Source organism: Marinococcus halotolerans DSM 16375 (assembly GCF_000420725.1).
In the GTDB taxonomy this organism is placed as follows: domain Bacteria; phylum Bacillota; class Bacilli; order Bacillales; family Marinococcaceae; genus Marinococcus; species Marinococcus halotolerans.
On the sequence record NZ_ATVM01000001.1, the window covers coordinates 199,567 to 214,025 of the forward strand.

The following is a 14,459-nucleotide window of genomic DNA, read 5'->3' on the forward strand; positions in this document are numbered from 1 at the left end:
GTAAGGGAAAAATTGACCGGAAAGAAGGTATTTAAACGATGGATCTTATTGTCTTTTTAGCAGGAGCCGCTTTATTTGGAGGAGGCTTCTTTTTGCTTTTATATTTTTTATTCAGAAAAAAACCGCTCACCTGGCCGTTTGTATTAATGATCTTTGGCGTGATTGCCTGTTTTGTCGGCCTTCTTTTATCTTCACCGCTGACAGAAACGTCTGCCGCGTTCATTTCTACTGAAACATACTTATAATGAACGGGGATACCAGGGCGGTAATTACAATAAATATAAACGCAGCCAACAGCGTATGGGGAAGGGTCAGCATTGGGCTCTCTTCTTCCTCCGGCTCTTCGTCTTTTCCGGAGTAGCGTGAACGCCTCAGGGCCTCTCCGTGCTCCTCCTCACCCGAATTCTCCCCGCCTGCACTGCCCCGGCGGCGGCCAAGGCGGCTCCGGTCTGTATCTCGTTGCTGGGCATTTTCGCCCGCGTCGGCGTTTCGCCTTTCCATACGTGTTTTACTCATGCTTCGCTCTCTCCCTTCCGAAAAACAGCTCCTGTAGTCGTGTTTCCCACGGGGCTGTTTCTTTTTCTTTCTCTGCTCTTTGATGCTCACGAAAAGGAATCCTGTGCCCGCACATATCACAGCAGGGCTCGGGACGTTTCATTAATGCTTCCCCAAAAACCTGCAGTAATAAACGTCTCCGGCAGGCTTCACTATTTTCTAACCATTGTATCATAGCCTTCAGCTTTTTCTGCTTTTCAAACCATCGCTGCTGCACCTGCTTTTCCAGTTCTTCAAGAAGCCCTCCCCGTGATTTTTCCGGATATTTTTCAAGATAGTACGCAAGAAACCGGGCAGCAGTTTCTGTCCATCCCATTCTGTTTATCAGCTCCTCTGTTATTTCTGCCCTGCTGCTTCCAGCTGCCGTTTCCAATGCAGAGCCGAGTTCATTCACCGGGGGAAGCTCCGCTTCCATCAGCATCTGCGGAATAATGATGTCATCCTCCAGGTAAAGCACTGCCGCCCATGCCTGTCTTCCGTCCCTTCCCGCTCGTCCGATTTCCTGGATATACGACTCTGCATCTTTTGGAAAATGATAATGAAGAACAAATTCGACGTCGGCTTTATTCAGCCCCATACCAAAGGAATTTGTGCACACTACGACATCCAGGTCGCCATGTAAAAACTGCTGCTGGATCATTAATCTGGTCTCATTTTCGAGCCCGCCGTGGTAAGCCTCCACCCGGTGGGATGTTTCTTTCTGGAGCAGCGCTTTAAGCTCTTCGCATCTTTTCCGGCTCGATACGTAAACCAGGCCGGGGCCCGGTGCCTCCTGGACGAGCCTGATCATTTCTTTTTTCTTTTCCCGTTCGCCCGTGCACTGTCGAACAAACAGCGCAATGTTCTCACGATCCACCGAATGTATGTACTCTGCCGGCGCATCCATCTGCAGCTGTTTTTTTATGTCCATCTGCACTTCCGGGGTCGCCGTTGCCGTAAAAGCGGCCATGCAGGGGCGGCCCAACGCTTGCCGCACCGGCCCGATTTTCAAATAATCAGTCCGGAACTCATGCCCCCACTGGGAAATACAGTGAGCTTCATCCACTACCATCATCGACACTTGTATCGTTTTCAGCCGTTCTACTATAAACGGCAGCGACAGCGCTTCCGGAGAAATATACAAAAGCTTTAACGACGAAAGCCGGCTGAGCACCCGGGATTTTTCCTCCGGGCTCATAAAGCTGTTGTAGGCGGCGGCTGTTTTAATATGCTTTGCCCTCAGCTCCTGGAGCTGATTATCCATTAAGGAGAGCAGCGGAGAAACGATAATCGTCAGGCCGCTCTTCATTAAAGCGGGCAGCTGAAAGCAGATGGACTTACCGCTTCCAGTCGGCAGAACAGCCAGGGTGTCCGTATCTGCAAGCAGCGCATCCACGATCGGCTCCTGGTAGTCGTGCAGGGAAGGAAAGCCAAAGTATTTATTCAGCGCTTCTGTTTTCTCGCTCACTTTTCTTTCCTCCTTTTGCTAACGTAAGCCGGATCGCAAAGTATGTCGCATCATCGTCCAGCTGTTCTTTCAGCGCTTTCAGCTTAAATGTATCGAGGGAAGCAGCTACCCGGCGTATTGCTTCCTGCTGGTCTGGCGGCACCAGATGGTCAATCGAAAATTCTTCTATCTCACCGGCAATTTCCACAAAATGGTCTTCAATGGTGCTTTTCTTTAACCGGCGGGCACGCGCGATTCCGTCGAGCGACAGTCCTTTGTTTATGAAATCAAGCGTCTTTTCAGCTGTGACGGTAAGCTGTGGATTTCCTCCGGTATCCAGGCATTCATGAAGCACCGTCCCCGGCTGGTTTTCCGCTTTTTTTATTAAAGTGTGCACTGCTCCGTGGAACAAGTACTCAATTTCATCCTTTTCCATATCCTGGAGAAGCGCTATCTGCTCTGTCGTTTTTCCGAGAGTTTCCGCTCCGGTCAGTTTGTATGCAAGTATAAATGCCTGCACCTCTTTCAGTTCATGCAGACAATCCGCCATTTCTTCATATAACCTGTTCATGACAGTATATTTTTCCGGGCCCCAGGCCGCAAGCTTCCGTTTTACCCACTGCTGTGCTTGCACATCCTGAATGATAGGAACAAACTGTTTTTTCTGCTGGTACAGGTGGGAGAGCGTCTGAATCAACAGAGCAACCCTTCTCCAAAACTGCCGTCCCGTGTCGCGGTACGTCCATCCGTCAAAGCCTGCTTCCTCCACTATCTTCTCCCACGGGCTGATGGCAGCGGAAGCCTCTGCACCCGGTACTCCTCCGGCCTCCAGCCAGCCGCGCCGGTAAAAAGAGGCGGTAATGCTTTCAAAGTGCGGCTTATCGAGAGCAGGAACCGCACCGAACAGGTCTTTTGATTGAAACCACTTGGCATCCGTGATCGTCTGTGAGGAGCGCTTTCCGGTCAAAAGGTGATAGGCGGATGCGTCTGTACGCTCTCCGCGGAGCCTTTTTAATGCTATCAGGATCATCGCCTCTTGAAACAGCAATACGCCTCTTCCTTTCTGTTCGTTCATCAAAATGCCACAGGTTTGCCTGCTGGGGGCATTTCATATCTGTTGAAAAGTTTATCATGAAGAAATACAATATGGAATAGACCTTACGACGCTCTTCGCCCAAGCGCATAAGTTTATAGATATTTGATCACATGGAGGGACACAGATGGCGAAGTACACCATTGTTGATAAAGATACATGTATCGCCTGCGGTGCCTGCGGAGCAGCAGCTCCCGATATTTTCGATTACGACGAAGAGGGGCTGGCCGAAAACATTGTCGATGACAACCAGGGCACAGAAAGCATTCCGGACGATCTTGAAGAAGATATGATCGATGCTTTTGAAGGCTGCCCGACCGATTCCATTAAAGTCGCGGAGGAACCGTTCGGCGGTGACCCGTTTAAATTCGAATAAGCACCGTGCCCCCAGGCTGCTGGGGGTTTTTTTACAGATTCTGTTCCCTGCCTTTCTTCCGTGTTTCATTCCTGCTATAATGCAGAAGATGTTTACTATACATATTGAAGGAGGAGATTGCCTTGGCAGAAAACAAAGAAGTAGAAGTACTCATTGAAATCCCAACAGGCAGCCAGAACAAATACGAATTTGACAAAGATAAAGGGGTCTTTAAACTCGACCGCGTGCTTTTCTCTCCAATGTTTTATCCAGCAGAATACGGCTACATCGACGACACGCTTGCGCTTGACGGCGACCCGCTTGACGTACTCGTGCTCGTTACCAACCCAACGTTCCCGGGCTGCGTCATTGACGCACGGGTCATCGGCTACTTAAACATGATCGATGACGGGGACGAGGACCAGAAGCTGCTGGCCGTACCAACGGAGGATCCGCGCTTTGAAGGAGTAACCACGCTTGATGACGTCCCACAGCACAAGCTTGATGAAATCTCCCACTTTTTCCAGACGTACAAAGAGCTTGAAAAGAAAACGACTAAAATCGGCGGCTGGGAAAACGAAGCAGAAGCAGCTAAACTTGTACAGGAATCCATCGACCGTTATAACAACCAGTAATTATCATACGGGCCGGCAGCGGGAAATTTTTCTGCTGCCGCCGGTTTTTATACATGCGTGTAACCAAAGAGGCTGAAAACCAGTCTCTTTTAGTATTTTCAGCGACGTCAGGTAAATTGACACCTGTACTGGAGTATGATAAAGTTCTTCCCAACTACGCATAGACATTTGTCCTTCAGAGAAATACATTTGGACATTTAAAGCACAAAACGTCAACAAACTTTTTGTGAATGAACGAACAAGGGAGTGGAGTAACATGCAGAAAACTATGAACGAAGAAGAAACAGTGACCAGCAATCAGACGTTTCGTGTGCTTGTATCCGATTCGATGAGCAGCGAGGGCCTCGCCCCGCTGCTTGAAAGTGATCAGGTACAGTGCGTTCAGCAGCACGTTGATGATGCAGAAGGGCTCGATTCGTTTGATGCCCTGCTCGTCCGGAGCGGTACGACTGTCACAGCGGAAGTGATGGATTCCATGCCGAACCTCCGCATCGTAGCCCGTGCCGGTGTCGGAGTAGACAATATTGATATTGACGCCGCTACTAAAAGAGGGGTTGTAGTAATCAACGCCCCGGACGGCAATACAATCTCCACGGCTGAGCATACATTTGCCATGATGGCTTCACTCGCCCGCAAAATCCCGCAGGCGAACGCTTCACTGAAAGCCGGTGAATGGAACCGTAAAGGCTTCCAGGGCACGGAGCTTCGCGGAAAGACGCTTGGCATTGTAGGATTCGGCCGCATCGGTTCGGAGCTGTCCAAGCGGGCCCAGAGCTTTGAGATGAGCGTCATCGTGTATGATCCGTTTTTGACAAAGGAACGGGCAAACGAAATGGGCGTAGACCTCCGGGACTTCGAAGAGCTGCTCGGGGAGGCCGACGTAATCACCGTTCATACACCGCTCACCAAGGATACAAAAGGCATGCTCGGCTACGAGAACCTTGGCAAAACAAAGCCCGGCGTTATGCTTTTAAACTGCGCCCGCGGCGGTATTATTGACGAAGAAGCACTCGCCCATTATCTCGAAACCGGCCATGTGGCTGGCGCGGCCCTCGATGTTTATGAAGAAGAGCCGGCAAACGAAAACCCGCTCGTCGCTTTCGATCAGGTGGTCAGCACGCCCCACATTGCAGCTTCAACCAAAGAAGCCCAGTTAAACGTTGCTTCCCAGGTTTCAGACGAAGTGCTTCAGTTTCTGCAGGGGCTCCCAGCCTTAAACTCTATTAACCTCCCGACAATGTCGAAAGAAAAGTTTGAAGCAATACGCCCGTATTATGAATTTGCCCGCCGCATGGGTAATATCATGTCCCAGAGCGTAAAAACGCCTGTTCAGGAGCTGAACGTGCGCTACAGCGGTAATGTCACGGATCTTGAAACGTCTATTCTGACCCGCTCCCTTCTTGCCGGCTTTCTCCAGAGCCGTATCGACGCACCGGTCAACGATGTGAATGCTTCCACGATTGCCAAGGAACGGGGCATTGACTACGGAGAGCAGTTCGGCTCCCAGTCGCTTGGCTATTCCAACCTGATTCAGGCGACCGTCGAAGGCGAAGGCCGTTCGTTTACGCTGTACGGCACGTATGTAAAGGAATACGGCCCACGCATTGTTCGCATCAATGACTTTAATGTCGACTTCTATCCGACCGGCCACCTTATTTACATCCAGCATACGGATAAGCCGGGGGTTATCGGTAAAATGGGACAAATTCTGGGACGGCATCAGATCAACATCGCCACCATGCAGGTAGGACGCCGTGAGGAAGGCGGGGAAGCTATCATGATGCTCGCTGTTGACCGTGAAGCCAACCAGGACGTGGTAAAAGATTTAACGTCCATTGAAGAAATTTCTCTGGCCGATACGATTGAACTGTAGCAATAATACAAAAAAGACGTGCCTGCGGGCGCGTCTTTTTTGTACAGTTTTCCTTTTATCTGTTTTGTTTAAATTTTTTTAGTGATATTAAAAAAGACGAGCCCCGAGCCCGTCGTTTTCCTCTTTTTTATGATTTCGGCCACAAATACCCGAGCAGCTCGTTAAGCTGCTTTTCCCGGTTTTCGTTCAAAAAAGCTCCGCCGCTCCGGGTAATAAATGCATGCTCCCCGTCTTTTTGAATCCACTGCTTCTGCATGGCCATCTGCTCTAAAAAGCAGTAGATAAAAATATGTTTCGTTTTGATATGCTTGCCGTGCTTCTCCAGCTTCAGCGACTTCTCCATGACCTTCCAGAAGCGCCGGTGGATATGGCCGTCCTCATCAAGCCGGATACGTCCGTGTACCCTCAGGCGGGTCAGAAAGAACAAACATGCATCCAGCAGCCAGTTGTCCCGCTCCACCGGCCCGCTCTGCTCATTCAGCCAGCGGAGCAGCCCGACGTCAATGAACACATCTTCACCACTCAGCTGAGTTTGAATCGTCTGTGCCGGAAGCTGCTTCATTTTTTGTTTTCCCTATCCTGTTCCGTAGTAAATACTTCTGCGCTTCGTTCATATTCAACGTCCGCTGTGCCCGCCCGGCTGTTTGCAATTCTCGCGGCACTGAACAGGTAATCCGACAGACGGTTCATATACATAAGCACCGGGGCAGGAACGTCTTCGGCTTCGCCTGCGCGGACAAGCTCCCGTTCGGCCCGCCGGCAAACGGTGCGGGCAAGGTGAAGCTCCGCCGACAGCGGCGTGCCTCCCGGGAGAATAAATTTTCTCAGTGCCGGGGCTTCCTCCGTGTATTGGTCGATACGGCGTTCGAGCCATTCCACGGTGGAATTATCAACTTTACGTGCCGTCTCAGCCCTTATGTCAGCGACATCACTGCCACAGTCAAACAGTTCATGCTGAATACGCTCAAGATCCTTTTGCAGATCTGTGCCGCTTTTTTCCTCCGCTGCCATCAACTGTGCCTTGCCAATCAGTGCGTTGACTTCTTCAAAGCTTCCAAATGCTTCAATCCTCGCATCGCCTTTGTTTCTTTTTCCACCTACTACGGAGGTGTCTCCGCGGTCTCCCTGTTTGGTATACAGCTTCATGTTTATCACCCTTTCTATCCGGAAGCCGAATTGTAGTCATCTAACACTGATTCTATCAATTCTCCGATGTGAAGGTAGTGCCAATGTAACTGTTCTTCCGGGATTGCTTCATTTTTTTTTACCGGCGCGGTTACTATAACCTCTTCGAGCGCTCCATGGGAAAGCCCAGTATATCCGCGGTCATGCATCCATTCGAATGCTTTTCTTTGCATATACAGCTGCAAGGATGAAATCTCCTGGGCCGGCCAGCCTTCGGCCATGTGGAGCCATAAAAAGCATGACTGTCCGGAGCCAAAAACAGCCTCCCGGCTGCCTGTGCTTTTTCTCCACACATGCATATCCGGGGAAAATTGAATGGTATGGGTCAGCTCTCCATCAGCGGAAATATGTACAGCACCGTTTATTGTATCGACGAAAAACACCGATCCATAAACCAGCTTTTTTAAAGAAGGGGCGTACACATTTAAAGCGGTGTGTGAGACTGCTTCCATTCGATGCGCTGTTTCCGACCATGAAAGCGGGACATCATCCGCACCGTTACCTTCTGGCTGCGGCGGGCGCCAGTGCACAGCTGGTGCTTTTATTTCATGCTGCAGACTGACATGAATATCGGCCTGGTACACTTGGGCCAAACGGCTTTCGGTAAAAACAGCCGTCGGTTCATCAAACGCTTCCACCCTGCCCTGTGAGAGCATCAGTACCCGGTCACAGTACAGAGCAGCTGCCTGAATATCGTGCATTACAACTACCACAGCCCGTTTTTCTTCCAAAGTCCAGCTGCGAATATAATTCAACAGTTCAATACGATAGTGAATATCCAGATGGTTCGTCGGCTCGTCGAGCAGCAGACACTCGGGTTCCTGTGCAAGCAGTCTCGCAAGCAGTACCCGCTGTTTTTCGCCGCCACTTAACGCGTGGAATGAATGGAATCTTTTCGACCACACCTGCATCTGCTGCATAGCGTTTTGAATGACTTGTTCATCTTCTTTATTATTTGCTGCCGGCCACAGGCCATGCTGGTAAGCATACCTTCCTATCTCTACCACCTGGCGGGCCGAATAGGCTGCTGTTAATTCGTCAAACTGCGGAAGATAGGCAACAGTCTTAGCCCGCTGTGACGAAGTGAACGAGCTCAAAGGGATGTTTTTATACCGAACGCTTCCGGAGGCTGCTTCATGCAGACCGGCCATCACTCGAAGCAGTGTAGACTTTCCGCTGCCGTTCGGCCCGACAATGCCAATCATCTCCCCGGCCCTGACGTTAAAGGAGACCCGGTCAACGACCTTACTTCTTTTTCCGTAGCCGGCAGTTACGTTTTCGACTTGGACTACCACCATTACTGCCACCGCCTTCTTCGCTGATAAAATAAAAGCAGAGCAAATACCGGCGCTCCGGCCAGAGCCGTAATCACCCCGACAGGCACCTCTGCCGGAGAAGCTGCCGTGCGTGCGATCAAATCCGCAAGCATTAAAAACACTGCTCCGCCTATAAAGGATAATGGCAGCAGATGTTTATGATCCGGCCCCCAAAGAAGCCGGATCATATGCGGAATCACGAGCCCTACAAAACCAATAGTGCCCGACACAGCAACCGCTCCTCCTGTCAGTACTGATGCGCCGATTAGAAGCAGCAGCCTTGTCCTCGCTACATTTACCCCTACCGAGGAAGCACTGTCTTCGCCAAACGCAAAAGCGTTGAGCGCACGCGCCTGTGGAAGCAGAAGCAGCACTCCCACCAGTAGACACGGGACGATCAGCTGAAAATAATCCCACCCTCTGCGGCTTACGCTCCCAAGCAGCCACTGGATAATCTGCCGGAGCTCTTCTCCGCTGAACGCAATCAACAGCGACATAAACGCGCTGAGAAATGCGGTGATGATAATACCCGCAAGAATCATCGTTTCAGTGCGCACTGCCCGTTCCACGGAATAAACAAAAAGCAGCAGCACAGCAAGTGTTAAAAAACCGCAGATAATGCTGACTACCGGCAGGGTAAACCCGCCAAGCAGAGGGATCTGCCATCCGAAATACAATACCGCCACCGCCCCAAGCGAGGATCCCGAGGAAACGCCGAGCGTATAAGGATCGGCAAGCGGGTTTCGAAGCAGTCCCTGAAAAACAGCTCCGGCCAGCCCCAGTGCCCCTCCCACTGCGGACGCCAGGAGTACACGCGGCAGCCTCACCTCCTGAATAATCGCTGCAGCGCCGGCCTCTGTTTCAAGTGAGACAGGAAGAAAGGGGAAAAACTGTATTAATACCGCTCTAATGCTTACAGATAAAGGTACTGCCACACTACCGGCGGAAACGGCGAGAAGCAGCACCCCGGTAAACGCTGCAAGCATAAGAAGGTAGGCACCTGTGTAATTATTTTTCAGCCATCGCATCCGGATGAATTCTTTCTGCCATTTCTTCAAGCCCTTCAGTAAGACGCGGACCCGGTCGGCTCACTTTATCGCTGCTCAATGCGTACACTTCTTCATTTTCCACCGCAGGCAAAGCTTCCCATCCTTCTCTTGAGGCAATCATTTCAAGCGGCTCCTCTTCTGTCGGGTACGTTGTTAAAATGACATCCGGGGCAGCATCAATAATTTCTTCTTCGCTCACCATCGACCATCCTTCCAATTCGCCGGCAGCGTTGTCTGCATGAACAGCAGTGAGCATTTCATCAATAAACGTGCCGCTTCCTGCGGTGTACAGATCAGGAGAGGCCCCTACTTCCACATACACCTGCGGGCTGGCATCAGCTTCTTCGGTCGCTTCCTTTACGTCTGATACCTCTTCTTTCATTTCATCGACAACATCACCGGCCTCCTCTTCCTTCCCGATAGTGCTGCCAATCAACTCGATGCTGTCATATACAGCTTCAAACGACTGCGCGTCCGGCACGGTAACTACCGGAATCCCTGCTTCCTCCACCTGGGAAAGAGAGTCTTCAATGCCGGAGGAGGCGTGGGCAAGCACCACATCCGGCTCCATAGCAATTATCTCTTCAATATTTGGTTCCAGGCCTGAACCGACACTTTCGACGTCAGTAACTTCCTCTGGATATGTATCCGCATCGGTTCTTGCTGCAATCCGGTCAAGCGCTCCCAGCTCATAAACTATTTCCGTATTGCTCGGTATCAAGCTGACAATATCCTCAGGCTCCTCGTCGAGCGTCACTGTCTCTCCGGAAGCATCCGTAACTTCAATAGGTTCTGTGTTTTCATTATTGCTGCTGTCGTTCCCGCTTTGACCGCCGCTTTCTCCATCAGTGCTGCAGGCAGCAAGCGCACCTGCTGCCGGTATTATCATCAGTGCTTTAAGTTTCATCCATCTTCTTCCTTCCTGCTTATTGTTCTGCAAGCTGGGCAATAAATATCTGCCTCGGGGAAGCTTCGAGTTGAAAAGGAGAAGCATCGTAATCGCCGTAAAAAGCATGAATTTGCAGTCCGTGCGCTTCCATCATGCTGCGCAGCTGGCTTTCCTGATACATTTTCACTTTTTCCATGTATCTTCTGGTGGAATCCCCTTCTACGATACTGATGCGTTTTACGACAAATTCGTCCTGAATACTCCGCTCCTGATAAATTTTCAGTCCATCCTTCACCGTTTCATCCCGGGGGACGATATGCTGCTTAATATACTCTGGGTTTAAATAATCAAAAACAAACCATCCGCCCGGCTTTAGCGCGGAGGCCGCCTGCTGAAATATTAACTCATTTTCTTCATCATCCGGAAAGTAGCCAAAGCTTGTAAACAAATTAAAGGCCAGATCGTATTCCTTCCGGATCTGAACGTTGCGAATATCGCCACGCTGGTATTGTACCGACAGGCCGTTCGTCAATTCAATTGCTTTTTTCAGCAGTGCCGGCGAGAGATCAATGCCGGTAACGTCCACGCCTTTTCTCGCCAGCCAGCGGGCATGACGTCCGTTTCCGCAGCAAAGATCGATAGCCTTGGCGCCGGGCGTCAGCGGAATTTTTTCCATAATCGTATTCAATTCACTGGCCGCTTTCGTTTCATCGCGGTGGTCGTACACTCGTAAATAGTCTTCCTGAAAGTGCTCTTCGTACCAAGCTTTCATGCTGAACCGCTCCTCTGGGCTTTACTTATTCGGCAGATCAATATAAAACGTCGTTCCTTCTCCCGGTTCACTTTCTGCTGCAATAGCCCCGTGATGGGCGTCGACAATATTTTTAACAATGGCAAGGCCGAGTCCGGTGCCTCCCTTGCCCCGCGTCCTTGCTTTGTCTGCTTTATAAAAACGTTCAAATACATACGGCAGGTCCTCTTTCGAAATTCCGCTGCCTGTATCGCTCACTTCCATATGCAGGGAGTCGGCGTTTACAGCCCTGATGGTAATCGACCCTCCCGCTTCGGTATGACGGATCGCGTTATGGACCAGGTTTGTGAGAATCTGCTCTACCCGGTCGACATCGATAAAGGCGTATTCTTCCGGAGCGTGCAGATCCAGGTTGAGCTGCACCTCAGATTCATCAGCAAGTCCCTGAAATTTCCGTTCGACCCGTTGAAAGAAGGAAGTAACCTCCTCCTCTTCTTTTTCGAGCTTCAGGTAGCCGGCCTCCATTCGGGCAAGGTCCAGCAGTTCATTCACCAGGCGTCCCATTCGCAAGGACTCATCGTAAATGATGCGGCCAATTTCTTTCTTTTCTTCCTCCGTTGCTGCAATATCATCCACAATGGCTTCACTGTACCCCTGGAGCATGCTGATTGGTGTCCGCAGCTCGTGGGATACATTGGCAATAAAGTCTTTACGCAGCTTATCGTGGCGGCGTTCTTCTGTCATATCCCTGACCACAGCTACCGCCCCACGCACGTCTTCGTTGCCGTAAAGCGGGGTGACCAGCACCGCAAAGCTCCGGCCCTGCACCTCAAACTCATCAAGCTGCTCCATTTCTGTCTCCACCGCTTTTTCAAACAGGCTGGTAACTTCCCCTGGGAGCGAGCTTGCTTCCTGTTTATTCTCGAGCTGGTTCAAACGGATAAAGTAGTCCGCCGGGGGATTTGTCAGCACCATCGTCCCTCCCCGGTCAAAGGTGATGACCCCATCGGCCATGCTGTGCAGGATACGGCTCAGCTGCTCTTTTTCCTGGTTCAGCGCTGTCAGGTTATGCGAAAGCTCCCGTCGCATCCGATTAAACGCATTGCCGAGCTGACCGATTTCATCGTTGCTTACTACAGGCACCTTGGAGTCGAAATCCCCTTTCAGCACATTGAGGGCAAGCTCGCGCATTTTCCGTAGAGGTGCTGTAATACGGGTACTCAGAAAAAATGCAAAAACGGTGGTTAAAATAATTGCAATACCAGCCGAAAGCAGAATAATCTGCTTTGTTTCCCCGGTGGTCTCTTCAATGACCGAAAGTGACTGGTACACATACACTTCCCCCTCGCGGCCCTCATTAGTTGTAAAAGGCTCGCCGACAGCAAAAATCTCGTCCTCTCCGCCATCCATGGAAAAGGTATCATGAACCGTCACCTGCTCCCGTTCTCCGGCCACCCGTCCGAGCTCATTACTATTTTGAATATCAGAGGCGGCCAGGCCGTCCCCGCCCCCGGAGCCGTACCAGAGGTCTCCATCGATAAATACCATCACTTCAGAATTGTACGTGCCGGCGATCTGATCAATGACCGGCTGCGAACTCTCCGGGGAGTTTTCTTCCTGAAGCGCTGTCGCGATGATTTCAGCATTGTTGGTCAGCTGGTTCTCTGCTTCCGAAATATTAAACTGCTCGAAAAACTGAAGCAGCAGAATAGTAAGAATTAACAGGACCACCGTTAACAGTCCCAATATAGTCAGCCAGAGCTTTCCGACGACACTGCGCCAGATCATTGCTTTTGCTCCACCTCGAATTTATAGCCGACGCCCCATACTGTGGAGATCATATCCGCGGCATCTTCAGAAACCTTATTCAGCTTTTCACGCAGGCGCTTCACGTGCGTATCCACCGTCCGCAGGTCCCCGAAAAAATCGTATTTCCATACATCCTTCAAAAGCTGTTCGCGGGAAAATACTTTATCCGGCGACTGGGCCAGATACAGCAGCAGCTCATACTCTTTCGGCGTCAGACCGATGATTTTATTGTCCACCGTCACCCGGTGGGCATCGTTATCAATCGTTAAATGAGGGAAAACCAGTACTTCATTGGCAGATGCTTCCGGCTTCATATATTTGGTGGACGATGAGCGCCGGAGGAGGGCCTTTACGCGCAGCGTTACCTCGCGCGGGCTGAACGGCTTGACGATATAGTCATCAGCCCCTACCTCAAACCCCTGTACCCTGTTGGATTCCTCCCCCTTGGCTGTCAGCATAATGACCGGCGTCGCTTTCGTTTCACGCAGCTGTTCACATACTTCTTCGCCGTCCATGCCTGGAAGCATTAAATCAAGCAGAATAACGTCGTAATCCTTTTCCAGGGCCATCGCAAGAGCGTCCTCCCCGTTTTCCGCCTCTTCAATCAAAAAATCCTCGCGCTCCAAATACATCCGGATAAGCCGGCGGATCCGGGCTTCATCGTCTACAACTAATATGGTTGTCTGCTGGTCCATGAAATCCTCTCCTGTCTAAAAAGCTTATGCATTCATTTTACCCGCCGCCAGACCGAGATTCAAAGCGGCAGGACTGAAACATTAATGAACTTTCAGGCCAGATCCTTGAGCTGTTTAACTTCTTTGGGCTTCAGCGGCCGGGTTTCCCCTGGGTTCATTCCGAGCAGATCAAGCATGGCATACTGCTCGCGCTTCAGCTTTTCCACCGGGTGGCCGATCTTTTCAAACATGCGGCGGATCTGGTGATTTCTTCCTTCATGAATCACAATTTCAATAATCGAGCTGTTGCCTTTTTTATTGGCAGATTTAACATTTACCTTCGCAGGGGCCGTTTTTACTCCGTCGAGCTCAATGCCGTGGCGGAGAAGCTGCAGCTTTTCTGCTGATGGTTTTCCCGTCACCTTTGCGATATACGTCTTTTTCACGTTGCTTTTTGGGTGCATCATTTTATTGGCGAACTCGCCGTCATTGGTTAAAAGCAGCAGTCCGGAAGTATCGTAATCCAGCCGGCCGACGGGAAAAATACGCGCCTTTACTTCGGGAAAGAAATCGGTGACCACTTTACGGTTTTTATCATCCGCTACCGCAGAAATAACCTGCTTTGGCTTGTACAGTAAATAATAGACCGGCTCTTCCTTTGTGAGCGGAATGCCGTCCACTTCCACCTGATCGTGGAGCCCGACTTTACTGCCGAGCTCTTTGACTGTTTTGCCGTTCACCTTCACCCGGCCATCCGTAATATAGTCTTCTGCTTTTCTTCTTGAAGTGATGCCGGCCTGGGCAATCACCTTTTGTAATCTTTCCATAAATAGGCCTCCTCATACAGTT

The 14,459-nt window shown here is 50.7% G+C and carries 16 protein-coding genes; 4 read left to right on the forward strand and 12 right to left on the reverse strand.

Going from position 1 to position 14,459, the window contains the following annotated elements:
* The first annotated feature begins 38 nt into the window (after positions 1-38).
* The gene (locus G548_RS0101040) at positions 39-245 is read left to right on the forward strand and encodes a hypothetical protein (RefSeq protein ID WP_022792292.1); all 207 of its coding nucleotides are present in this window, start codon (positions 39-41) and stop codon (positions 243-245) included.
* On the opposite strand, the gene G548_RS0101045 is transcribed toward G548_RS0101040, so the two are convergent.
* Genes G548_RS0101045 through G548_RS0101055 form a run of 3 tightly spaced genes read right to left on the reverse strand, consistent with a single transcriptional unit; the run spans position 226 to position 3,029 of the window.
* Positions 226-516, reverse strand: a complete 291-nt coding sequence (locus tag G548_RS0101045; protein WP_022792293.1) for a hypothetical protein — start codon at positions 514-516, stop codon at positions 226-228. The genes G548_RS0101040 and G548_RS0101045 overlap by 20 nt on opposite strands.
* On the reverse strand, positions 509-2,002 hold the full coding sequence (locus tag G548_RS0101050) for a RecQ family ATP-dependent DNA helicase (protein WP_022792294.1): 1,494 nt from the start codon (positions 2,000-2,002) through the stop codon (positions 509-511). The genes G548_RS0101045 and G548_RS0101050 overlap by 8 nt, the downstream gene beginning before the upstream one ends.
* Positions 1,974-3,029 (reverse strand): YpbB family protein, encoded by a 1,056-nt coding sequence (locus G548_RS0101055; protein ID WP_022792295.1) that lies wholly within the window; start codon positions 3,027-3,029, stop codon positions 1,974-1,976. The genes G548_RS0101050 and G548_RS0101055 overlap by 29 nt, the downstream gene beginning before the upstream one ends.
* 172 nt (positions 3,030-3,201) lie before the next feature.
* Here G548_RS0101055 and G548_RS0101060 point away from each other — a divergent pair, with 172 nt between their 5' ends.
* From G548_RS0101060 to serA, 3 genes are all read left to right on the forward strand, one after another.
* The gene (locus tag G548_RS0101060; protein ID WP_022792296.1) at positions 3,202-3,450 is read left to right on the forward strand and encodes a ferredoxin; all 249 of its coding nucleotides are present in this window, start codon (positions 3,202-3,204) and stop codon (positions 3,448-3,450) included.
* 122 nt (positions 3,451-3,572) lie between these two features.
* A complete protein-coding gene (locus tag G548_RS0101065) occupies positions 3,573-4,064 on the forward strand; it encodes an inorganic diphosphatase (protein WP_022792297.1) in 492 nt (163 codons plus the stop codon).
* A 256-nt stretch (positions 4,065-4,320) separates the two neighbouring features.
* On the forward strand, positions 4,321-5,937 hold the full coding sequence (gene serA, locus G548_RS0101070; protein ID WP_022792298.1) for a phosphoglycerate dehydrogenase: 1,617 nt from the start codon (positions 4,321-4,323) through the stop codon (positions 5,935-5,937).
* Positions 5,938-6,064: 127 nt separating this feature from the next.
* Here serA and G548_RS0101075 read toward each other — a convergent pair whose 3' ends face one another.
* The 9 genes from G548_RS0101075 to G548_RS0101115 form a co-directional block, all read right to left on the reverse strand.
* The gene (locus G548_RS0101075) at positions 6,065-6,499 is read right to left on the reverse strand and encodes a hypothetical protein (protein ID WP_022792299.1); all 435 of its coding nucleotides are present in this window, start codon (positions 6,497-6,499) and stop codon (positions 6,065-6,067) included.
* Positions 6,496-7,083, reverse strand: a complete 588-nt coding sequence (locus tag G548_RS0101080) for a cob(I)yrinic acid a,c-diamide adenosyltransferase (RefSeq protein ID WP_022792300.1) — start codon at positions 7,081-7,083, stop codon at positions 6,496-6,498. The genes G548_RS0101075 and G548_RS0101080 overlap by 4 nt, the downstream gene beginning before the upstream one ends.
* Before the next feature lie 14 nt (positions 7,084-7,097).
* Positions 7,098-8,420 (reverse strand): ABC transporter ATP-binding protein, encoded by a 1,323-nt coding sequence (locus tag G548_RS18660; RefSeq protein WP_022792301.1) that lies wholly within the window; start codon positions 8,418-8,420, stop codon positions 7,098-7,100.
* The gene (locus G548_RS0101090) at positions 8,420-9,466 is read right to left on the reverse strand and encodes a FecCD family ABC transporter permease (RefSeq protein ID WP_022792302.1); all 1,047 of its coding nucleotides are present in this window, start codon (positions 9,464-9,466) and stop codon (positions 8,420-8,422) included. The genes G548_RS18660 and G548_RS0101090 overlap by 1 nt, the downstream gene beginning before the upstream one ends.
* Positions 9,447-10,394 (reverse strand): ABC transporter substrate-binding protein, encoded by a 948-nt coding sequence (locus G548_RS0101095; protein ID WP_022792303.1) that lies wholly within the window; start codon positions 10,392-10,394, stop codon positions 9,447-9,449. The genes G548_RS0101090 and G548_RS0101095 overlap by 20 nt, the downstream gene beginning before the upstream one ends.
* 19 nt (positions 10,395-10,413) lie before the next feature.
* Positions 10,414-11,148: a class I SAM-dependent methyltransferase gene (locus G548_RS0101100; RefSeq protein WP_022792304.1), complete on the reverse strand. Its 735-nt coding sequence runs from the start codon at positions 11,146-11,148 to the stop codon at positions 10,414-10,416.
* 21 nt (positions 11,149-11,169) lie between these two features.
* Positions 11,170-12,915, reverse strand: coding sequence for an ATP-binding protein (locus G548_RS0101105; RefSeq protein WP_022792305.1), 1,746 nt, complete (start codon positions 12,913-12,915; stop codon positions 11,170-11,172).
* Positions 12,912-13,631 (reverse strand): response regulator transcription factor, encoded by a 720-nt coding sequence (locus tag G548_RS0101110; RefSeq protein ID WP_022792306.1) that lies wholly within the window; start codon positions 13,629-13,631, stop codon positions 12,912-12,914. The genes G548_RS0101105 and G548_RS0101110 overlap by 4 nt, the downstream gene beginning before the upstream one ends.
* Before the next feature lie 92 nt (positions 13,632-13,723).
* Positions 13,724-14,437, reverse strand: coding sequence for a pseudouridine synthase (locus tag G548_RS0101115; protein WP_022792307.1), 714 nt, complete (start codon positions 14,435-14,437; stop codon positions 13,724-13,726).
* Positions 14,438-14,459: the final 22 nt, after the last annotated feature.